The organism is Iodobacter sp. CM08, assembly GCF_033446605.1.
In the GTDB taxonomy this organism is placed as follows: domain Bacteria; phylum Pseudomonadota; class Gammaproteobacteria; order Burkholderiales; family Chitinibacteraceae; genus Iodobacter.
Map to the genome: position 1 here is coordinate 1 of NZ_JAWQUO010000016.1, position 19,320 is coordinate 19,320.

Annotated in this window: 26 protein-coding genes; 8 read left to right on the forward strand and 18 right to left on the reverse strand. The window is 46.3% G+C overall.

Annotation, left to right across the window (positions count from 1 at the left end; genetic code table 11):
• Positions 1-296 precede the first annotated feature (296 nt).
• Together R6242_RS10720 and R6242_RS10725 are read left to right on the forward strand one after the other, a co-directional pair.
• Positions 297-1,640 carry an esterase-like activity of phytase family protein gene (locus tag R6242_RS10720; RefSeq protein ID WP_318426574.1) on the forward strand — a complete coding sequence of 448 codons (1,344 nt, stop codon included), beginning with the start codon at positions 297-299 and terminating at the stop codon, positions 1,638-1,640.
• A gap of 398 nt (positions 1,641-2,038) precedes the next feature.
• On the forward strand, positions 2,039-2,755 hold the full coding sequence (locus tag R6242_RS10725) for an MgtC/SapB family protein (RefSeq protein ID WP_293934959.1): 717 nt from the start codon (positions 2,039-2,041) through the stop codon (positions 2,753-2,755).
• Positions 2,756-2,831: 76 nt separating this feature from the next.
• Here the strand turns inward: R6242_RS10725 and adhE are convergent, their stop codons facing one another.
• Entirely contained in the window at positions 2,832-5,459 is a 2,628-nt protein-coding gene (gene adhE / locus R6242_RS10730) for a bifunctional acetaldehyde-CoA/alcohol dehydrogenase (protein WP_318426577.1), read from the reverse strand.
• Between the two features lie 306 nt (positions 5,460-5,765).
• Here adhE and R6242_RS10735 point away from each other — a divergent pair, with 306 nt between their 5' ends.
• On the forward strand, positions 5,766-6,272 hold the full coding sequence (locus R6242_RS10735; protein ID WP_318426579.1) for a hypothetical protein: 507 nt from the start codon (positions 5,766-5,768) through the stop codon (positions 6,270-6,272).
• Positions 6,273-6,453: 181 nt separating this feature from the next.
• Here the strand turns inward: R6242_RS10735 and R6242_RS10740 are convergent, their stop codons facing one another.
• Together R6242_RS10740 and R6242_RS10745 are read right to left on the reverse strand one after the other, a co-directional pair.
• Entirely contained in the window at positions 6,454-6,636 is a 183-nt protein-coding gene (locus R6242_RS10740) for a hypothetical protein (RefSeq protein WP_318426581.1), read from the reverse strand.
• A 21-nt stretch (positions 6,637-6,657) separates the two neighbouring features.
• Entirely contained in the window at positions 6,658-7,044 is a 387-nt protein-coding gene (locus tag R6242_RS10745; protein ID WP_318426583.1) for a hypothetical protein, read from the reverse strand.
• Between the two features lie 59 nt (positions 7,045-7,103).
• Here R6242_RS10745 and R6242_RS10750 point away from each other — a divergent pair, with 59 nt between their 5' ends.
• Entirely contained in the window at positions 7,104-7,409 is a 306-nt protein-coding gene (locus R6242_RS10750) for a hypothetical protein (protein ID WP_318426586.1), read from the forward strand.
• Here R6242_RS10750 and R6242_RS10755 read toward each other — a convergent pair.
• The 15 genes from R6242_RS10755 to R6242_RS10825 form a co-directional block, all read right to left on the reverse strand.
• Positions 7,378-7,998 (reverse strand): lytic transglycosylase domain-containing protein, encoded by a 621-nt coding sequence (locus R6242_RS10755; RefSeq protein ID WP_318426588.1) that lies wholly within the window; start codon positions 7,996-7,998, stop codon positions 7,378-7,380. The two genes, R6242_RS10750 and R6242_RS10755, sit on opposite strands and share 32 nt — an antisense overlap.
• Positions 7,998-8,207: a hypothetical protein gene (locus R6242_RS10760; protein ID WP_318426590.1), complete on the reverse strand. Its 210-nt coding sequence runs from the start codon at positions 8,205-8,207 to the stop codon at positions 7,998-8,000. The genes R6242_RS10755 and R6242_RS10760 overlap by 1 nt, the downstream gene beginning before the upstream one ends.
• Positions 8,208-8,219: 12 nt before the next feature.
• Positions 8,220-8,678 carry a phage tail protein gene (locus tag R6242_RS10765; RefSeq protein ID WP_318426593.1) on the reverse strand — a complete coding sequence of 153 codons (459 nt, stop codon included), beginning with the start codon at positions 8,676-8,678 and terminating at the stop codon, positions 8,220-8,222.
• 68 nt (positions 8,679-8,746) lie between these two features.
• Complete coding sequence (locus R6242_RS10770; protein ID WP_318426595.1) at positions 8,747-9,316, reverse strand: hypothetical protein; 570 nt, start codon at positions 9,314-9,316, stop codon at positions 8,747-8,749.
• Between the two features lie 2 nt (positions 9,317-9,318).
• Positions 9,319-9,951 (reverse strand): hypothetical protein, encoded by a 633-nt coding sequence (locus tag R6242_RS10775; RefSeq protein WP_318426596.1) that lies wholly within the window; start codon positions 9,949-9,951, stop codon positions 9,319-9,321.
• Positions 9,948-10,346 (reverse strand): hypothetical protein, encoded by a 399-nt coding sequence (locus R6242_RS10780; protein WP_318426598.1) that lies wholly within the window; start codon positions 10,344-10,346, stop codon positions 9,948-9,950. The genes R6242_RS10775 and R6242_RS10780 overlap by 4 nt, the downstream gene beginning before the upstream one ends.
• 43 nt (positions 10,347-10,389) lie before the next feature.
• Positions 10,390-10,647, reverse strand: a complete 258-nt coding sequence (locus R6242_RS10785) for a hypothetical protein (protein ID WP_318426600.1) — start codon at positions 10,645-10,647, stop codon at positions 10,390-10,392.
• Between the two features lie 10 nt (positions 10,648-10,657).
• Complete coding sequence (locus R6242_RS10790) at positions 10,658-11,449, reverse strand: major capsid protein P2 (protein WP_318426602.1); 792 nt, start codon at positions 11,447-11,449, stop codon at positions 10,658-10,660.
• Between the two features lie 319 nt (positions 11,450-11,768).
• On the reverse strand, positions 11,769-12,443 hold the full coding sequence (locus R6242_RS10795) for a hypothetical protein (RefSeq protein ID WP_318426604.1): 675 nt from the start codon (positions 12,441-12,443) through the stop codon (positions 11,769-11,771).
• Positions 12,424-12,882, reverse strand: a complete 459-nt coding sequence (locus R6242_RS10800) for a hypothetical protein (protein WP_318426606.1) — start codon at positions 12,880-12,882, stop codon at positions 12,424-12,426. The genes R6242_RS10795 and R6242_RS10800 overlap by 20 nt, the downstream gene beginning before the upstream one ends.
• A 10-nt stretch (positions 12,883-12,892) precedes the next feature.
• Entirely contained in the window at positions 12,893-13,156 is a 264-nt protein-coding gene (locus R6242_RS10805; RefSeq protein ID WP_318426608.1) for a hypothetical protein, read from the reverse strand.
• A complete protein-coding gene (locus R6242_RS10810; RefSeq protein WP_318426610.1) occupies positions 13,149-13,376 on the reverse strand; it encodes a hypothetical protein in 228 nt (75 codons plus the stop codon). The genes R6242_RS10805 and R6242_RS10810 overlap by 8 nt, the downstream gene beginning before the upstream one ends.
• Positions 13,351-15,267 carry a replication endonuclease gene (locus R6242_RS10815; protein ID WP_318426612.1) on the reverse strand — a complete coding sequence of 639 codons (1,917 nt, stop codon included), beginning with the start codon at positions 15,265-15,267 and terminating at the stop codon, positions 13,351-13,353. Before R6242_RS10815 ends, R6242_RS10810 begins: the two co-directional genes overlap by 26 nt.
• A complete protein-coding gene (locus R6242_RS10820) occupies positions 15,264-15,644 on the reverse strand; it encodes a hypothetical protein (RefSeq protein WP_318426615.1) in 381 nt (126 codons plus the stop codon). The genes R6242_RS10815 and R6242_RS10820 overlap by 4 nt, the downstream gene beginning before the upstream one ends.
• A gap of 2 nt (positions 15,645-15,646) precedes the next feature.
• The gene (locus R6242_RS10825; protein ID WP_318426617.1) at positions 15,647-16,000 is read right to left on the reverse strand and encodes a hypothetical protein; all 354 of its coding nucleotides are present in this window, start codon (positions 15,998-16,000) and stop codon (positions 15,647-15,649) included.
• Between the two features lie 22 nt (positions 16,001-16,022).
• Here R6242_RS10825 and R6242_RS10830 point away from each other — a divergent pair, with 22 nt between their 5' ends.
• The 4 genes from R6242_RS10830 to R6242_RS10845 all read left to right on the forward strand — a co-directional run bounded on the left by R6242_RS10830 (position 16,023) and on the right by R6242_RS10845 (position 19,142).
• Positions 16,023-16,358: a hypothetical protein gene (locus R6242_RS10830; protein WP_318426619.1), complete on the forward strand. Its 336-nt coding sequence runs from the start codon at positions 16,023-16,025 to the stop codon at positions 16,356-16,358.
• 884 nt (positions 16,359-17,242) lie between these two features.
• Positions 17,243-17,527, forward strand: coding sequence for a hypothetical protein (locus tag R6242_RS10835; protein ID WP_293934962.1), 285 nt, complete (start codon positions 17,243-17,245; stop codon positions 17,525-17,527).
• A 420-nt stretch (positions 17,528-17,947) separates the two neighbouring features.
• The gene (locus tag R6242_RS10840) at positions 17,948-18,601 is read left to right on the forward strand and encodes a DUF3299 domain-containing protein (RefSeq protein ID WP_293934964.1); all 654 of its coding nucleotides are present in this window, start codon (positions 17,948-17,950) and stop codon (positions 18,599-18,601) included.
• 52 nt (positions 18,602-18,653) lie between these two features.
• A complete protein-coding gene (locus R6242_RS10845) occupies positions 18,654-19,142 on the forward strand; it encodes a DUF2796 domain-containing protein (protein ID WP_318426623.1) in 489 nt (162 codons plus the stop codon).
• The last annotated feature ends 178 nt before the right edge of the window (positions 19,143-19,320 follow it).

Below are 19,320 nucleotides of genomic sequence, written 5' to 3' on the forward strand. Positions count from 1 at the left end.
CAAAAAGTCGGCGCTTGGTGCTTGCATGCGCAAATTGGTTCACCTGTGCTTCGGCGTCCTGAAAACACAAAAAAAATATCAAGCTGAGTATCAAAATGCTTGACCGGCAAGACGGTATCTACAGCATATTGACCCACAGGCAATACATGGCTTTTTTGAAAAATAAACATCATCAGGCGAGTAAAAACATAGTCTTTTCCAAACCTTCCGGCAGAGGGGCTAGCACCTATTCATTGCCCCGTCACATTACTTACGCAGGATATGCCTTCATTCTCTACTAGGAATTTGACGTATCTATGGCTCATCCCTCTATATTATTTAGCATTCTAGCGCTGCTCTCTACGGCATCCTATGCGCAAACTGAGTTCCCAGTAGTGCTAGCTGGGCATGCAGTTATGTCGGCTAAATCCTTTATCCCTGCACCTCAAGATGCACCTGAAGATTTAAAAATCAGTGGCAAATTTACGACGGGTAAACGCGTAGAAGATTTAGCCTCCGTTGAAGGCTTATCATTTGGGCGCCCAACAGGGATATCGCTTCCTTTTACGGGCCAGCCCTTGCAAGGGCATTCTGGCATTAAGAAAATGCCAGATGGCAGTTTTTGGATTATCACGGATAACGGCTTTGGCGCTAAGGCTAATTCTGCCGATGCCATGCTGTATTTAAACCACTACGCCGTGGATTTTAATAGCGGCAAGATGCAGCGCCTAGAGACTATTTTTTTACATGATCCAGAAAAAAAAGTGCCATTTCGAATTATTCACGAAGGCAGCAAGCAGCGTTATTTAACGGGCAGCGATTTTGATACTGAGAGCTTTCAATTTGCAGGTGGGGCACTATGGATTGGTGATGAATTTGGCCCATTCCTGATTAAGGCTGATTTAAAAGGCAAGGTCTTGGCGGTGTTTGACACCTTGCTAGACGGCAAAGTGATTCGATCACCTGACCACCCAGCCATTACAACGCCCGCCGCACCAAGCGCAAACGTAGATTTTCAAGTTCGTCGATCAAAAGGCTTTGAGGGCATGGCGGCATCTAAAGATGGCAGCAAACTCTACGCCTTGCTAGAAGGGGCGGTTTGGGATGTGGCGACCAAAGCCAATGAAAACCTGCAAGGCAAAGACTATTTACGCGTACTGGAGTTCGATGTAAAAAAGGAAGCGTGGACTGGACGACACTGGAAGTACGTATTAGAAAACAACGCGAATGCGATTGGTGATTTCAATATGATCGACGATCAAACCGGCTTGATTATTGAGCGGGACAATGGCGAAGGTACGGCAGATAAGGCCTGCCCTGAAGGGAAAAAGCGTAGCGATTGCTTCCATGATCTGGCTAAATTCAAGCGTATTTACAAGGTGGCATTAAGCGAGGCCAATGTCGGTGGCCCGCTACGTAAAATTGCATATATCGATTTAATGAATATTGCCGATCCCGCCAAGCTTGCTCGCAAGCCACTCAATAATGGCGTATTTACCTTTCCTTTCTTTACCATTGAAAACGTTGACATCGTGGATGCTAAGCATATTGTGGTGGGCAATGATAATAACCTGCCATTTTCTAGTAGCCGCGAGCCCAACCAAGCCGATGATAATGAACTTATTTTGTTGGAGGTTGCTGATTTCTTAAATGCCATTTAACTTGCTGTATTGCAGCGCAAACAAGAGCTGCCATTACTTTGCGTGTAAAATTTACAAATACATTCAGCAAGGTAGACGACCCCACCCTGAAGGGGTATGGTTTAGCGTCATTATTTGATGGAGATCCTTGGTGGAAAGTTTTAGTTATCGAATTGCTATCGATCAATAGCGGCAAGGTAATTGCGGATCCCCATCTGCCGTTACCTTGCCGCTTGGCGGTAACGGTGTCTATTTAGCCTTTCCATAGGCTTGTTTAGCGCCATTCCTATTTACTTGCATATCACCTTGCAACGGCTGCGCGGGCTAATTTTGGGCGATAACCCGCCATTTAATTTGCATGTTAATCTATATTAATTTTTATTACTGATTTATCTAATAACAATAACAAGGAGAGTTAAATGCTCTTTATTCAAAGCTTTGATTTGATTTGGCTACTCAATTCTTTGGTTAGTTTAAGCACCGCATTTATTTTGGGCTCTATCATTGGCTATGAGCGCCAATATCGGCAACGCACTGCGGGGCTTAGAACCAATGCACTGGTTTCTTTGGCGGCGGCTATTTTTGTGGGGCTGGCTTATCGTGTGCACGGGCCAGATGGTGCGGCGCGGGTAATCTCTTATGTGGTTTCTGGCGTGGGCTTTTTGGGCGCGGGCACCATTATGAAAGAGGGTTTGAATGTGCGCGGCCTAAATACTGCGGCCACACTCTGGGGGTCGGCTGCAGTGGGCGCGTGCTCTGGTGCTGGCTTAATTGCAGAAGCCTTGCTTGCGGCTATCTTTGTATTAGCGGCTAATACTTTATTACGCCCCGTAGTGAATGCAATTAATCGCTCACCGATTAATGATCAGAGCGGCGAGGTTAGCTATCAGGTTTGTATGATTGTAGATGGCGATCGGCAAAAGCACGCGCTTAATGTATTGGAATCGATGTTAACGCAAATTGAATACCCATTAGGTGATTTAAATGTAGAACCGTTTGGGGATGATGATGTGGAAATCACCGCCACGTTGCTTTCTAGCAAGGTTGATTCTGGTAAGTTAGATACATTAATTATGCAAATCCAAAAGCGCCCTTATGTAAAACAGGCATTCTGGAATCTATCTGCTGCGGAATAATGCCTATAGCACAATAGATAGCAGGCAAAAACAAACCCCATGCTAGATGGGGTTTGTTTTATGCATTTACTAATAATTACTTAGCAAGCGCTTCTTCACGCAAATGATTTTCTACATAAGCATTGCCGTAATAGCTATCTAACAGCAATTGTTTTAACTCTGAAATCAACGGGTAGCGTGGATTAGCGCCGGTGCATTGATCATCAAAGGCTTCTTCTGCCAACTGATCTACTTTAGATAAGAACAGCGCCTCAGGCACGCCCGCTTCTTTGATTGAAGCAGGAATCTGGATCGTTATTTTTAGCTCTTCAATCCAAGCAATCAGATTCTGTACTTTTTGCTCGTCATTTTTGCCACCAAGGCCTAAATGCTCGGCAATATCAGCATAACGACAACGCGCTTGCGGTCTATCGTATTGGCTAAATGCAGTTTGCTTGGTTGGAATATCTGCCGAGTTAAAACGAATTACATTAGAGATTAGCAGGGCATTGGCTAAGCCGTGTGCCAGATGGAACTCAGCACCCAGTTTATGCGCCATGGAGTGACAAACCCCTAAGAATGCATTGGCAAAGGCAATCCCAGCAATGGTGGAAGCGTTGTGCACTAATTCGCGCGCCTTAGGGTCTTTTGCGCCATTCAAGTAAGACGATGGTAGGTTTTCTTTAAGTAACTTCAAGGCTTGCAAGGCTTGCGGATCAGAATACTCATTCGCAAGTACCGATACATATGCTTCTAAAGCGTGCGTTACCGCATCAATCCCACCAAAAGCAGTCAAGCTTTTTGGCATATTCATCACTAAATCGGCATCAATAATCGCCATATTTGGTGTGAGCTCGTAATCGGCAATTGGGTACTTCATGCCGGTTTTTTCATCCGTAACCACCGCAAATGGCGTCACTTCTGAACCTGTGCCCGATGTGGTTGGAATCGCAACCAATTCAGCCTTAATGCCCATTTTAGGGAACTTGTAAATACGCTTGGTGATATCCATAAAGCGCAGTGCTAAGTCTTCGAAATGGACTTCTGGATGCTCGTACATCACCCACATAATCTTGGCGGCATCCATTGGTGAGCCACCACCTAACGCAATAATCACGTCAGGTTTAAACATATTTAAGGAGTGAACACCTTTACGAACCACCTCTAGAGTTGGATCGGCTTCTACTTCGTGGAACACTTCAACTTCCATGCCCATTTGTTTCAGCACTTTAATTGTTTCATCGCAGTAGCCATTGGCAAACAAGTAAGGGCCAGTAACGATAGTCGCGCGTTTTTTGCTAGATAAATCAGCCAGTGCAAACGGCAAGCAACCGCGACGGAAGTAAATGTTTTTAGGAAGTTTGTGCCATAACATATTTTCGGCCCGTTTAGCGACAGTTTTGGTGTTGATCAGGTGTTTTGGCCCCACGTTTTCTGAGATAGAGTTACCACCCCATGAACCACAACCCAGCGTTAAGGACGGAGCCAATTTAAAGTTGTAAAGGTCGCCAATCCCGCCTTGCGAAGCAGGGGAGTTGATTAGAATACGGGCGGTTTTCATTTTGTCGCCAAAATAAGCAATTCGCTCATGCTGCTGATCTTGATCGGTATATAGCGCCGAGGTGTGGCCAATTCCGCCGAGTGCAACTAAAGCTTCAGCCTTAGTGACCGCTTCATAAAAATCTTTAGCGCGGTACATGGCCAGTGTTGGGGAGAGTTTTTCGTGGGCAAAAGCTTCTTCTTCGCCAGTCGAGGATACTTCAGCAATCAAAATCTTTGTGTAACTAGGCACTTTAATGCCCGCCATCTCAGCAATTTTGACGGCCGCTTGGCCAACAACGCCAGCATTTAGATTGCCATCAATCAAGATCACCTTACGAACGGCTTCGGCTTCTTTTTTGCTTAAAATATGGCCGCCGCTTTGAGCAAAACGGGCTTTCATCGCTTCATAAATGCTGTCAACCACAATCACAGATTGCTCTGATGCGCAAACCACACCGTTATCAAAGGTTTTAGACATCAAAATAGACGCTACAGCACGTTTAATGTCGGCAGTTTCATCAATCACAACTGGCGTATTGCCCGCACCCACACCAATGGCGGGCTTGCCGGAAGAGTAGGCTGCACGAACCATACCTGGGCCACCGGTTGCCAAAATCAGATTGATATCTTTGTGCTTCATCAGTTGGTTAGAAAGCTCGACGGTTGGTTGATCAATCCAGCCAATAATATCGCGCGGTGCGCCAGCCGCTACGGCAGCATCCAATACAATACGCGCCGCCTCACAGGTGGAATTTTTAGCGCGTGGATGCGGGCTAAATACAATACCGTTACGGGTTTTAAGTGCAATCAGCGCTTTAAAAATAGCGGTGGAAGTAGGGTTGGTCGTTGGCACAATCCCGCAGATAATCCCAATAGGCTCTGCAATGGTGATAATTCCGTAGGCGTCATCTTGCGTTAAAATGCCGCAGGTTTTTTCGTCTTTGTACGCGTTGTAAATATATTCAGAGGCAAAGTGATTTTTAATTACTTTGTCTTCAAGTACACCCATGCCTGTTTCAGCTACAGCCAATTTAGCCAGCGGCAAACGCGCATCTGCCGCAGCCAGCGCCGCAGCGCGAAAAATCTTATCGACTTGTTCTTGTGAATAAGTGGCAAAAAGCTGCTGCGCTTTTTTGACTCGCACCATCAGTGCATCAAGTTCTTGAATGTTAGAAACGGTCATTTTCTGATCTCCGGAAGTATTATAAGTAAGGCGCAAGGTGTTGCTTAAATAGGGCTAGCTCTGAAAACTGCTGGCTGGTTACATAAAACGGAATACACACAGGATATACCTTGTTAGCTGGCGTTACTTGATATAGATCAATGTGGATTTGATTGTTATATATTACTTCGCATAATGTATATTATGTCAAGTTGTTGCTTACTGTTTCGCCTGATTTAACCATTCAAAAATGCCGTATATTCACGCCCTTTTTGAAATAAAACTACGTAGTTTTATTTATTGTAACGTAGTGTAAACAGGCCAAATATGCTTAAAAAGCGTCTGCAAAAAGATACAGCCTTTAAACTGCACCTCGAACAAGCCAAGCTAAAAAGCGCCGCAATACAGCGATCACACCACCCACCCGCCGCAAATGATGCAGAACTAACTTACTATTCTACCTTCATATTGGGCCTTGATTGCTTTAATCAGACCAATAGAGCCTCTCGAATCTTACAATCTAAGTATTACCGCGACCAATTAAACCACTATGTTGACTCTGGCCAATGGCCCAAACCCAAACAACGGCCAGAACTTTTACCTTGGTTCGCCTTGGCATATCCTGATTTTCCGCTACCGGTTTCGGCGCCCAAAGCGACTGTCCCTAAACTACTGCCGGTCGATACCGGCCACGAAGAAGGAATCTTGTTTGCCGCAGCCCGCGAGCAAATGCGCAAAACCCTACATAAAGCCGAACTCAAACGCCTACGCCTGCTGAAAAAGAAAAAAGCGGCCAAGTTGGCCGCTTTAAGTCAAAGTCACGAAGAAAGCTAAGCAATCCACGTCTTTTCCTTCCCTTTAATCGCTTTCTGCTGGCCCCAGCTCTGCCAATCATACTCAGTAACGCGGGCGCGATCCGGTTTAGGTCGCGCCTTGACTCGCTCATAAACCCACATCGACCCCACGCCCGCAATGATGGCAAGCACGACACTCCGAATCTCGCCCCGACTTATCATTATGCGGCTTCTCGTTGCTCAGGCAGAAAGACCCCCAGCAGAGCGGCCACCACCGGCCCCACGACCCCCACGTTATAAATCAAAGTCGGGTCTACATGGGACAAAGCCCCCAGCGCCGCAATCCCCGCCCATGTTGACGGCTCCCGCAGGCGCTCTAACAAGTATTGAATACGTTTTTTCATGGTTTACCTTTAAGTGACTAATTAAAAATCCCACCAGTGCTTTTTCACCGGCTTTCCTTTGTTTTTCCTGTAATCTTTTACTGCATTGCCCGCTGCATAAGCCTTTGCCGCAGCCCACAAACCCACAAACGGCATACCGTCCAGGTCCTGAACCAAGTCATAAGGCATGTAAGACATAACAATTTGCTCTTCCATCAAATCGGCCGGAATCACACCAGTCAGCGCCTTAACAGACATCAAAAATTGCACCTTGTAAGTGCTTATGATTTCTTTTTTCTTTTCTGCATCCATCTTTTTAATGACTTCTGGCAGATTGGCCACAGCATCAAATGCACCGCTCACCACGCCACTTACCTTATGGACTGCCAGATAAAGCAACAGTGCAGTACCGCCTGCTATCCATAGCATTTGTTTATCCGTTAATATCGCCACGTACCACCCCTAAACCCAAACGCCCAAGGCGCAAAATGAAAACCGCCGTATTTTTGTTACTAGTCACTTTTAATGCGCTGGCTTTTGCTGGTGATACTGAAGCAATCTATCGGTACGATAAAAAAACATACGCCCCAAGCATTGAAGCCTGCAGAAAGCTATCAATCACGGCGGATAAGAACGAATGCCTAGAGCAACAAATAGCCACAGCCAAACCAAGTAAAAAGACCATTGTGGCGTGCAACAAAATGGCGGACTTACCACACCAGCCCAGCAATTCAGCCTACACAATGGCCTTGCTTTGCCAGCTCAGTAATCCCAACCCAAATTTGAACAAATAAAGTCGACATAATCCTGTGTTTCATTCGTCAACTTAGAAACATCCACATAACGTGTTTTAGCCCATTGCTTGTATACAGAGGGGTAGCCGTTATATGCGGCCACCGCATTTACCCAGCTGCCGCCAAATTGCTTATAAAACCCTGCCAGCATTTTGGCGGCATAGTCGGCAGCCCTTTCCCAATTAAATGGATCCACGCTTTTCCAGTGCATTGGCATTAACTGAAACATGCCCGCAGCCCCCGCCCCAGACTTCACCTTGCCGTTAATGACTTCGTCACGGAATCGGGACTCTTTAAACGCAATACTTGCCAATAAATAAGGCGGCAATCCATTTCTCCCGCCTATTTCTTCCAGTTTTGAGCCGTATTTATTCCCGCGTCCTTGAGTCATTGACGCTTTAAAGTCGACATTCGCCATATCCGTAATTCCATCGTAAAAATTTGTTGCACTGGTTTTAATAAACCCAAAAACATCAGGCAAAAAGAAGCCGTCTTTAGCCTGCTTATCCCCTGCCTTTTGCGCTTTAGCCATTAGCAGCCACAAGCCGCCCAGACCCAGCGCGATAGCCACCACGGCTTTTTTATTCATTACACGGCCACCGCTCTAATTTCCCATACCGCACCCGTCCAAAACGGCCATTTCCCCGCCGCCGGTTCTTTTGGCGCAATAAATGTTGCACCCGCAGGCAGAAGGTAAACATCCGTTTCTAGTGGGCTACGCTGTGCCAGTGTCGCGCCAAGATATTCGCCGGTTGCCGGATCAAAACTGTGCGCTGCCTTAAAGTTAATTTGTGCCATATTTGGCCCCTTTTAGTAGTAGATACACGGAAGAAGCGCGATATTGCGCGGGCGGGTTTCACTTCCGCCAACTGCGCCAACAGATGCGGAAGAGTTAGAAGGCGTTGTTGCAACGTCTCGACCCAATGGAAATGCCAACGTCCCTGCTCCCCCTTGCGCCGCGACCATATTTCCCGCCACCTGATTGCCTTCAGTCAGTACAAGCGGGTGTTTGTGCCCCTGAATATCCCCGCCCTGACCCGACCCCACCGCCCGCGCCGCATCAATCCCGCGCCCTGCATCGGCAAAGCGTGGAAACTCGCCGCGTAAATCAGGCAGCGCAAAGGTGGTGTTGCCATCGCCCGCGCCGTACAAAATGCCGATTGCGGCAAATAAATTTGCATAAGCGGTACGACTGACTAGCGCACCGTTACACAGCAGCGAGCCGCTGGGCGGGGTTGATCCCGCGTAATGAATAACTTCACCGGCCATCTTTCGCCTTCCGTATGTGTTGACTACGCCCACAGTCGATTTGTAGATGCGACGTGTTAGGCGGCCCATTAGTAAATAATTTCCTGAATTTTGAGTTGTGCGCCCGCAGCATCAGCAATAGCAACCCAAGCTGCGCCCGCTGCGGTTTCTTCAATCCACAACTCGCCTGCTGCTAGCTTAATAGCCGCATCAACGATATTTAGGCCCGCGCCGCCAATCCAGATATTGGCCGTGCTGGTATTAAATAAGCGAAGCGAAGCGCGTGCTACGTTTTGCGGCACAACGACAACTTCCGCCAAGCCCACGATCAACATGGGCTTATTTAAAACAGAAAGCGCCGTTACCGCTCTTGAATCGACCTTGCCGGATACTCTGTCATAACCGGCATTAGCATTGCTTGTAATCCCTAGCTTGATGTAACCGGCTTTGCTATCTACCTCAATGCGATCAAAGTAATTTCCCGCGTCTTGCTTTAGCCAATAACCGGCTTCTACATTGCGGGATTCTTCAATGACACGACCACCTTGAAATAAACGAACATTCACAGGGCCGGAGCAATCCAAAATGCGTAAATAGCTGGCCATTTGATTTAATACATACGTGCCATCACTGCTAAAAACCTGTTCATACGTTTGCATATTTAACCCTTTTTAAATACTGCAATTGCGGAAATTGCACCGAGCACATACAGCACGTATTTAAAGTCACCTAAGCCATTGCCTGTTTTTGCGTTATTCCATGCGTCGGCTACCTGACCATTGGCAATTCTGGCGTTTTCAGCGGTTTTATCCGCCGCAATACTCAATTTATCGGCAAGAATGTGTCCGAAATCTGTTTCCGCCTTGGCAAATGAATCAGCAAAGTCTTTGCTATTATCAATGGCTCGTTTCGCTAGCATATTGGCTAAGTCGCTATTTTGCGTCATTGCCTTTTCGCTAATTTGTTGCGATAAATGCGCAGACTGTCCAATTGCATCCATAGCATTAGTGCTAATTTTTACGCCGTAATCATACGCGCCCACATTGGCTTTTTCAGCCATATCTAACGCCGCTTTTACCGCCCCATTGTCTGTGGTATTAAATACTCGGTTATCGTTATTGGTTAAATTATGCGAATTATAGCTAGAATCATGCTGGCTATAATCTTTTACATTGTTGGTTGAATTACTTGTGCTGGTACTTGTATTTTGCGTGTTATTGGTTGTGTTGTAGGTTTGGTTTGTTGTTGAGTTAGAACTTTTATCCCCCCCGCCAAACATATTAAACCAGCTCATGATTTAGCCTTTTTTTTCTTAATTATGAACACAGCGCCCACTAACACCACGCCCACAATTAAATAAGTCATTAAGCCAGAGTCATCAGCGCTGGCCTGATCACCTGGACTTTTTTTAATGGGCATTTTGTTTAATGGGCCTTTTGGCCCCGCATTCGCTTCGCTTTCATTTGCGCCCCATTCGGTGTCTTCTTTCCAGAATGCACTTAAAGTGGTTGAATCTCTGCTACTTCTATCTTGCGCAATATTTTGGCCGCCATCGCCCGATACAATCACATCACCAAATTTAAACTGATTTAAAAATGAGTTTTGTTGCCGACCGCCTGATAAATCAATTTTGTCGCCAATACTAGAGCTAGCGCTAATATTGTCAAAATTAAACCCCATTCCTGCCATATTTATTCCTTTTTAAATAGAGGCCGTAAAACGGCCCCTATTTTTATTTATTCATAAAATAGACAAGAATTAATACGCCCACTCCAATCATTAGCATTGGCGCGGCTTTTTTGATTGTTGCAGTTGGGCTGGACTCTTCGCCCTTCCTGTGCACGCTGCCATCTGGCCCCAGCTCTACTTGGCTATGCGGGTCTTGATAAAACTCCCGATTAATCCAACCATTAGCGGCACTACCCAATACGCCTTGCAGCATATCCGTCCAATCTTTGCCCTGTGTGCTATAAACGTTTGTTTCATCCATGTTTAACCCTTTATAGATTGGCTAATGGATCAAGATATTCGCCGTATACCATGATTGATTCGAGGCCGGACATATACACATTAAATTCCAATGACCCCGCGTTATCAGTGCGCAACATATCATCGTAATTATTATCTGTTGCTGGATCGAAAATATAAAAACCGGCTTGCGGGGTTTTACGATTTTCTTTTTGCCAAAATTCATTGACCGGCTTAGTGGTGTCATGAATGACCACACCATTCTTTTTAATTTCTAAGCCGGTGCAATTGGCTGATTTAATATAAACCCGCTTAATCATCGTGCCATTGGGGCCATACGGCAAAGCAATAGGCCACTTGCCCGCTCCGCCAATGTTGACAGGATATTTAAGCAGTTTATTTAAAACGCCGATATCGGCAGGCCCAGACGTGAACGACCAGCATTCAAGCGTCGGTGCAACGGCTGTGCCTGCGATATCAACCTCAAGCATGACGCTATTAACGCCACGCGCTGTCCCTAGTGCGCCAATGGATTGGCCCACACGATCCCTAGCGAAAATCTCAGTGAAATCAACGGTTAAAATATTGGCGTCGGTCGCCATGCCGGAATAAGCATTAAATGCTTCTAACGTAATGCCATCTGCCTGATGGATTAGCTTGCCATTTACTTTTACGCGAATATCGGTGATGTGCGTTTTATTAAAAGTTGTCCCTGTCATGCGCAAATATAAGCGCTCATAAGTAGGCCCGCACGGTAAAGATAGTGACGCCGTAGAGCCTGCTACGACGTTCATAAATGGCATTTCTTTTTTCTGCATTGTCATAGCAAGCGCCTTTTAATTAAGCTTTTTTTGTATCAAAAACGATATCGCGCAACGCAGCAACACGGCAAACCACCGCGATTACACCTACGATAAGTAAAGCGCTTTTTACTGTTGAATTCATTTGCAGCCCCTTGGCTAAATTAATTAAAACTGATTAAGAGCCTGCATATTCAATGATATTTTTTAGAAAGAAAATAGGCCATTTTTGGCCCTTTTACCCGTCCTATACGGGTAAAACACGCGTGTTATACGCCCCCATTTATTTGCAAATTAAGGCGAAAAAGATGAAAAAAAACGCCACAGAGTGTGACGTTTTTGATTAACGAAAGGCGAGCTTGCCGCGTGTGATTTCGCGTAGACGTGTGTTTTTTTCGATAAAGTGAAAATCAGGCATATCTAAAATCTCTTGCGCCGGTACGCCTAAAATGCCCGCCATTTTCTTGGCGTGGATGGGCTCGTTTAACCGGCCACACCGAATCAGCGTGGCGTTACCGAAAAACTTTTTATCAATATCGGCTGGGGTTTGACTAAGCCCATAAATGGTAAGCCCCTGAGTACGCCCTTGGGTGGTGCATTTTTTCCAACCTGCGACGGCGAATGTAGGGCTTGTAACTTCTGCCAATTCTTCCGCGACCAGCGTAAGCCGCCCAAGATGAAAAGCGGCCATACAAAACAAGTCAAATAACTTGGCCATTTGCTTGCTGTTTCCATAAGGAACCAACGCCAATCTAAAAGACTCTGACGCACGCGCCAATTTAACCAGCTCTTCCAGAGAGTGAACGGCGCGGGCGTGGCCTTCTTCTGCGAATTCCCCCTTCGTGTCCCACACCAGAACGCGTGTGGGTTTGTGCTGACGTAGCTGCTGCATAACATAGCTGGTTTTTCCTGATCCTGACGCGCCTAAAACGGCCTGAATATTGGCCTCGTTCATACGCCCAATAGTGGGCGTAGAAGAGGCGTGTTTTACGGGTGTTTTAGTGTCTGGCTTGTTCATTTGCCGCCGCTTCTTTTTCCGCCTGTTCTTTGGCCGCGGCACGGTCCTGGCGCACGCCCTTAATGGTTTCCTGTGCAATCGGTAGCGCAACCACCGCCAAACCGATTTCTGGCCCCCACTTTTCCAGAATGCCGCCGCTTGATAGATTGTATTTTGCGAGTAGCGGGCCAGCAGCTACCGCGATGCGTTCAATTCGGTCGTCTGTGTAAATCGCAGCAAGGCTGGGGTAGATGCCTACAAACGACTCCCGCGCTATGGTTAGAATCATTTTTGCCTCATTGGCGTGGGTATCATCCATGTGAACCACATCAGGTACGCCACCGCCACCGGCCATGCCGCCAATTTCAGAATCTAGCGCACCGGCTTGTTTTTCGATATGTGCTAGTGCGTCATAACCGCCGTATGCTGCTGCTGGGTCTTGCTGTGCTGTGTTTTCCAAGATTTACTTCCTAAAGTGAGAGGTCAAAAAAAGATTTTTTTGGTTGGGCCGGAACGGGTGCAGCCACCCCAACAGGATTTGCAGGAATATCAGAAACAACCGGATTCATTTTTAAACGGATATGGCCGTCTGCTACTTTGCCGAAGGCTTGCATTTTGTTGTCGCAAAAGTTGCAAGTCACAATAGCCAGCCCGTTAGATTGCTCTTTGACGGGTACGACTTCGCCGCAGCATGTGCATTTCATGCGGCCTATGATTTTCATTGCTTTAGCCATGGGTCAAAATCCCCAAACGGCGTTCTAGTTCTAAAAGCCTGACTTCTAGTGCGTTTATTTGCCTTTGCTGTGATTGTGTAATTGACACTAAATCACGAATAGACCCTTTCAAATCCAATATTTCCATTGATGCAACATCCGAAAAAGCAAAAGCCTTTTCTCTTATATTAAGCATGTTTGCACCGCGCAAATCGCTAAGCGCTCTTGTTAAATAATCCATTTGCTAACCTCTGTTTAATTAAAAAACGTGTTTTTTCGCTGATAAGGCCATTTTTAATAATGGGCTTGCCGTTTTTGTCGCGGTTTTTCGCGTCTGCTGAATCTTTCCATGCGGGCTTGTATTGCCAAGCGTTCGGATTGAGCTGCTGCAGCTCTTTTTTGAAGTAGAAGGCTTGTTGTTTTAGATATATTTCGATTGATTCAACTTGGCGCTTGGTAATCTCTCTAACCGGCTCATTGGGTAAAACAGGGATAGTTATTGCCACGGGTCCAAGACTGCGCGCTCCGCTTGCCAAAACCAAACCAGAATTAAAACCAACATCAAGGCGCTTTGCGCCCCAATTCACAACCCAAGAATCCTTTACGCGCTTAAATTCACCGGTTGCAGGATTGACTACTTCTTTCACGTCACGCGTTAACACCTGCGCACCGGTACGCGCATTTTTTAGGCCAATCAAGTCTTGTACTTCTTCGCCGTAGCAATTGGCCCGCACCAGCTTTACCGGCTCAATCTTGTCAGCGCGAACGGCGCGGATGAAGGCGGCATAATCGCCCACATCAGCAGCAACAAAAGCGGCCTGATTGACTTTTCCCACGGCGATCAATTGCGCCGCGTCGTCACGAATACCCGACAATTTAGCGAACACATCAGCACGGCCAGCTTGCCTTGCTTCTTTCGCTGCCAGTGCCAAAGGCGCGGCATGGCCCGCCAAAATGGCCCGAGCTGGCCCGTCTGTGTCGGCTTGATCTATCAAGGCTTCTACAGCCTTCTTTTGGCGATGAAAGCGGCGTAATTCACGGTACTGGCCGACTTTTTCCGCGCCAAATAATTGAAACTGACGAATGCCCCACATAGAGGCCCAAACCACAGCACGGATCGCGCCCTCTTCTGCGCCGGTTTGCGCTTCCCAATCACCGCCGTCTATGGCTTCGCCGTCGGCTTTTTTACCGTCAATGTTTTTAGCAATATATGCAGCGGCATAGGCCACAGCATCGCCACGCTTTGGGTCGATTGGCTTGATATCTACACGGCGCTTTTTTGCGCCTTCTTCGTGCTTGTCTTCGCGCATGGCTTCACGGCGGATAATTGCCAGCGTCTTCTTTACGTGTTCAGGCAGAACGAAAACAATCAGATGCCAGTGTGGCGTTCCGTCGTGATGCGGCTCAGTAGCACGGAAGCCGAACAGAGGCGGCAAGCCTTTCTTGGCTAAGTAGTTGCGCATGGCTTGGAAAATATCGCCCAAATAGTTGGCGGTATCTTTTGGGCTGGCCCCGTTCCATTTTTCGTTCTCGACTGCATGGCCACGGTCTACGGTCATGCGGTGGTATTTACTTGGCGCGGTGATTGCTATTGCAAAGCCTGTCATGCCCTCTTCTTTTGCAATTGCTTGCAAGCCTTTAACCCGCGTAAAGAATTCACCGCGCTTAATGTTGGAATTTGAAACACTGCCTTCAATCGCTTTTGCAAGATCAATTTCTTGCCCAGCGCCATTGCTGATTGTTGCCATTTCTATGGCTTTTTGTGCACGCTTACGACGCCGCATCATGCGTCTAAGGCTTAATTCTGAAATATAAGGAGAGATTCTTAGGCCAACATTGCCAGCCCGCAGCATTTCATGCTCGCAATGGCGGATGCTCATTACTTGCAGTTGCCTACGCCACCATTTAGCCACCGGCAAGCGGCAAATTAGCTTAGCGGCTTCTTTTTTGTCATCAATATCAAAGCCTGCAAGAATAGCGGCTTCGGAAAGCGCAACATCTGGCCCTTGGTTTTGAATTAGCTTTGCAAAATCCTTGGCGATCTTTTCCGCCTTGTGCGCCAGCTCATCATCTGAGTGGGGCAAAGTGGCGGCAAAGTGCGCGCGGATTGCTGAAAGCGGTAAATCGCTCATGCTGCGCGAGACTTCACAAAACCAGCGGCGCGAGCGTGCCAGCTTTTAGCAAACGCATCTTCTACGCCTTTAATCATCATGCCCATTTCCATGCGCATGCGATCAAAGCCCTCAAAATCGACAGGCAAATTCTGACTTACTGCAAACTCATGACGTTCAATAATGACGTTGTGCAGCTTAAGCAAATACTCTTTAATCCTGACAAGCGACTGCTCTTGTGAGTCGCTTAGCGCATCAGCAGTAGAAAGCCCCGCCTTTTGCACTGGCTTGAATGGTTTTTGTGCTTTATTGATTGGCGTGACATTCTGGAAGCTCGAAACCTTGGTGACAAGTTGGGCACGGGCGAAAGCAGCGGGTGAAATATCGCAAGGGTTCATGCTTATTTGCCCTTTACAGCAATAACAAGGTTTTCACTCACATAGGCAGCAGGCCCAATGAACTCGCTTTCAAGAAAGCATTTGATGATGTGATTCCCGTCAATCGTGTGGATGGTTAGATAAAAAATAAATTCCCCGTTTTGATCGTAAATTACCTTGCTTTGTGAGGTGCCAATCACCTCCTTACACACCGTTGCAAATGACATATAGATATCCACTGTGCTTTCGCTAGACTTGCTGTGTTTAACGCGTCCCTGACGCGTCACTGATGCCCCTATGTTAGCGACCATTGCGGGTACCGCAACCCGTGTGCGTTCCCGTTGCCTTTGCCTATTTCTTGTGCCAAAACGCATCATTACCTGATCTGGAACTAATAAAATGATTGATACTAAATTTTTACTTTTGGCTGTTAAATCAAAGCATTGCGCACCTTCTGACTACCGACTAGCCAAGCTCTTAGAAGTGGCAAAGACTACAATTTACAAATACAACAACCGTTTTGATAAACCGAATGACATAACACTCTCCCGCATCTCTGAATTGCTTTCAGTACCATCACATGTTCTTTACGCAGCAATTCATTTTGAACGTGCAAGAGACCCCGCAACAAAGCTAGTTTGGGCCGAGGCTTACAGAATAATGGGCGGGCCTGATATTGAAAAAAGACTTATAGAAGAATGCTTTAGCGGAAATGAGGAAGAGTTAACAGCGTAAAAAAAATGCCTACCGCCCTATTTTGGGCGGTAAGCATTTGGGGGTGGCGAAACGATATGCGAACTGGATAATGTATATTATGTCAAGTTAAATGCGTCAGTGAGCTACAGGAAGTGTTGACGCTCGTACGCATAATTATTGTTCGCTTTCTTCGCACTATTTTTAAAGTTTGATCAAGTTGGCGTGCTGCTTGGTGTTCCGCCCTTAATTTATAGAGTCCATTTGGTCTACTACGTTCGTCGGCCCATGGAGACATGCGGAGCAAAAGCAGAATCGCATGCGGTTTATTGGGATCAATGGGCTATTGGTGATGATACCGTCGGCTCTTTATCTCTACAGCAAGTCCGCTGCAGCCGAGTTTGATACCTTGTTCTACACAGTACAGCTTGTTGAGATATGCGCAGGTCTAGTGCAACTCAGCCTGATGAGCCTAAATTTTAGGGACGGTCTTAAGTTGGCTGGCAAATTACGCCAAAAAAAAGCTTAAAAGACCCGCTACATTTTGATGTGCAACCCTCTTTTTCATCCGCAGTAAGGATATTCATAATGTTTCAGCTTAAGCCTCTCGACCCAAGCCTTGGCTCTGATGCAAATCCATACCCCAAACAATGGTAATTTCTTTAATTAATGTGACTAGGGACTAAAATACCTTTGGCGATATTTGCTCACATACAAGGCTTTCCGCAGATTTTCCGCTATGTATATCCGGTGTTTGCTGGGTAAATTAAATTAATAAATTAGCCCCTATGTCCTGCAATGCCTTTGTTCTATTGGCTTTTTTACTTGTCAATTGCTTGCAGGGGTAAAAGCCACAAATTCATAACGTGACAGAAACACCATCCAGTCACTAAAATGGCGTCCGCCTTAAATGATCACAAAGCAATATGCGTCAGATCGAAGATACAAAAACAGCTGAACTACCTGGAATGCCAGCCGCAAAACGGCGCGGACGACCGCCTTTGGGCGAGCGGGCCATGACGGCTGCTGAGCGCCAAAGGGCCAGTAGAAAAGCCCGCTTTCAAGCGGGTTTAAAAAACATGAGTTTAACTACACCGGTGCAATTTAATGCCATGGTTGATATTGCAACGCGCGAAAAATTAAAGCGTGTTGCTGCCGAGCGAGGCCTCACCATGGGCCAGCTTTTAGATCATTTAATTGAGCAGCTTTAGTTTCTGCGAGTGCCATACATCATGGCTAGCGCTGATGAAATCACTAACACAAACAAAAGCCTCAATAAAATGCACGTGATGTCTGCGTAATTTATTTGCAATACGGCATCTGCTCGTGCGCTTCATCGGGTGCGCATTTTCAATCCCCCGTAAATTCAAATAATAAACAAACCACTCCTTATGCCACTTCTGGCCTTAAGCGATTGTCTCGCCTTGGTTTTTTATTTCACTAAAACAACACACCCACAAAAATGCCAATGGCTTGGCAGACCCACTGTTTCGCTGAAAAAATCTGATTGATTGCGGGGCCCTAACCTTTTTGTAAAAAAGGCGCATAAATCATTAAATATTTGTGACAACGTACACATCCAAATGCAACTCAGTTACAATTCAAGCGAATACTCCTCGAAAGGATTGAACGTGATTCACCGCCTACTCTCATTTGTACTGGCTGCAGCAATGTGCGGCCCCCTGCTTGCAGCTGATGTAAAGCCAATTAAATGGAGCGATCTCCAGCCTGATTCAAGCGCTTTACGCTCGGCCGTAGGTAATTTAAATCAAGAACAAAAAGCGCGGTTAATGCGTGCATTTCAGCAGCGCCAGCAAAAGGCGATTGTAGCCGCAGGAAAACTAAAACCTGCCGATTTAAGTATTGATATCAACACCTTGCTGAAAGAAGACTTTAGTGATTTAGAGCCTTTGGTGGCAAAAATTGAAGCCTTTGAGAAAAAGCGCACCACCGAAGCGCAAATAGGGTTGGATAAGCAAACAGTACAGTTAGATGGTTATTTGTTGCCGCTGAAACAGGCCAACAAAAAAGTGACCGAGTTTATTCTAGTGCCGGTCATTGGCGCTTGCATTCACGTGCCTGCCCCGCCGGCCAATCAAATGGTGGTGGTGCAATATCCTAAAGGCTTTCCTGCGGGGAATTTATTTGCACCGATTACGGTAACGGGCAAATTATTAGTGAAGTCTAGCAAATCCGATTTGGCGTTGGCCGATGGCAGTAGCAAGGTGGAAGTAGGCTATGCCATGACGGCGAATGAAGTTCGTGAATATCAAGCCAGTAAATAAGTGCTGACTATTTGTTTTTGATTTTTCTTTAAACAGCTTAAGGATTTTTACAATGAACAAACTATTAATTGCCGCCCTATTATCATTGGGATTAAGCAATATCGCCGCAGCCCATGGCGCACATGTGCACGGTGTGGCCGAAATAGATGTAGCCATCGAAGGCAAACAACTGTTGATTACCTTAGAAAGCCCAGCAGACAACTTACTTGGCTTTGAACACGCACCTAAAACTGCTGCGGAAAAAGCCACTTTTAAAAAAGTAAGTGAGCAATTGCAAAATGCAGCCTCATTGTTTGTTCCTGATGCCGCAGCCCAGTGTAAGGCGGCCACTCCCGTAGTTAAAATGCCTGATTTTGGCAAGGGTGGCCATAGCGATATCGATGCGGAATACCGCTTTGAATGTACCACCCCTCCCAATAATATTAGCCTTACGCTATGGAAAAACTTTGCTGGCTTTAAAACCATCAATGCCAACCTCGCTACAGCCCAAGGCCAAAAGCAGCTTAAATTAAAAGCCGGGCAAGTATTAAGTCTGAAATAATAGTTTGCTGTGGTATTAGCATTAAATACGCAATATAAATTATTGGGTTAATTCTTAAGACACAGAGTTTCACGGAGGAAATAATGCTTTGAGCTTTTCTTTGTGTACTCTGTGCTCTTAGTGCCTCTGTGGCTCAAGGTTTAGCGCTACTTCATTAAGGCTCTATGTGGCTTTTTTA

Bases quoted from the DNA above. Each gene is read 5' to 3' on its own strand.
- R6242_RS10810 (WP_318426610.1), bottom strand. From the start codon at position 13,376: ATGGATTATTTAACAAGAGCGCTTAGCGATTTGCGCGGTGCAAACATG.
- R6242_RS10790 (WP_318426602.1), bottom strand. From the start codon at position 11,449: ATGACAATGCAGAAAAAAGAAATGCCATTTATGAACGTCGTAGCAGGC.
- R6242_RS10755 (WP_318426588.1), bottom strand. From the start codon at position 7,998: ATGAATAAAAAAGCCGTGGTGGCTATCGCGCTGGGTCTGGGCGGCTTG.
- R6242_RS10815 (WP_318426612.1), bottom strand. From the start codon at position 15,267: ATGAGCGATTTACCGCTTTCAGCAATCCGCGCGCACTTTGCCGCCACT.
- R6242_RS10830 (WP_318426619.1), top strand. From the start codon at position 16,023: ATGATTGATACTAAATTTTTACTTTTGGCTGTTAAATCAAAGCATTGC.
- R6242_RS10770 (WP_318426595.1), bottom strand. From the start codon at position 9,316: ATGCAAACGTATGAACAGGTTTTTAGCAGTGATGGCACGTATGTATTA.
- R6242_RS10735 (WP_318426579.1), top strand. From the start codon at position 5,766: ATGCTTAAAAAGCGTCTGCAAAAAGATACAGCCTTTAAACTGCACCTC.
- R6242_RS10750 (WP_318426586.1), top strand. From the start codon at position 7,104: ATGAAAACCGCCGTATTTTTGTTACTAGTCACTTTTAATGCGCTGGCT.
- R6242_RS10795 (WP_318426604.1), bottom strand. From the start codon at position 12,443: ATGAACAAGCCAGACACTAAAACACCCGTAAAACACGCCTCTTCTACG.
- R6242_RS10785 (WP_318426600.1), bottom strand. From the start codon at position 10,647: ATGGATGAAACAAACGTTTATAGCACACAGGGCAAAGATTGGACGGAT.
- R6242_RS10760 (WP_318426590.1), bottom strand. From the start codon at position 8,207: ATGGCACAAATTAACTTTAAGGCAGCGCACAGTTTTGATCCGGCAACC.
- R6242_RS10825 (WP_318426617.1), bottom strand. From the start codon at position 16,000: ATGATGCGTTTTGGCACAAGAAATAGGCAAAGGCAACGGGAACGCACA.
- R6242_RS10775 (WP_318426596.1), bottom strand. From the start codon at position 9,951: ATGAGCTGGTTTAATATGTTTGGCGGGGGGGATAAAAGTTCTAACTCA.
- R6242_RS10805 (WP_318426608.1), bottom strand. From the start codon at position 13,156: ATGGCTAAAGCAATGAAAATCATAGGCCGCATGAAATGCACATGCTGC.
- R6242_RS10845 (WP_318426623.1), top strand. From the start codon at position 18,654: ATGAACAAACTATTAATTGCCGCCCTATTATCATTGGGATTAAGCAAT.
- adhE (WP_318426577.1), bottom strand. From the start codon at position 5,459: ATGACCGTTTCTAACATTCAAGAACTTGATGCACTGATGGTGCGAGTC.
- R6242_RS10835 (WP_293934962.1), top strand. From the start codon at position 17,243: ATGCGTCAGATCGAAGATACAAAAACAGCTGAACTACCTGGAATGCCA.
- R6242_RS10765 (WP_318426593.1), bottom strand. From the start codon at position 8,678: ATGGCCGGTGAAGTTATTCATTACGCGGGATCAACCCCGCCCAGCGGC.
- R6242_RS10725 (WP_293934959.1), top strand. From the start codon at position 2,039: ATGCTCTTTATTCAAAGCTTTGATTTGATTTGGCTACTCAATTCTTTG.
- R6242_RS10820 (WP_318426615.1), bottom strand. From the start codon at position 15,644: ATGAACCCTTGCGATATTTCACCCGCTGCTTTCGCCCGTGCCCAACTT.
- R6242_RS10745 (WP_318426583.1), bottom strand. From the start codon at position 7,044: ATGCTATGGATAGCAGGCGGTACTGCACTGTTGCTTTATCTGGCAGTC.
- R6242_RS10780 (WP_318426598.1), bottom strand. From the start codon at position 10,346: ATGGCAGGAATGGGGTTTAATTTTGACAATATTAGCGCTAGCTCTAGT.
- R6242_RS10740 (WP_318426581.1), bottom strand. From the start codon at position 6,636: ATGAAAAAACGTATTCAATACTTGTTAGAGCGCCTGCGGGAGCCGTCA.
- R6242_RS10720 (WP_318426574.1), top strand. From the start codon at position 297: ATGGCTCATCCCTCTATATTATTTAGCATTCTAGCGCTGCTCTCTACG.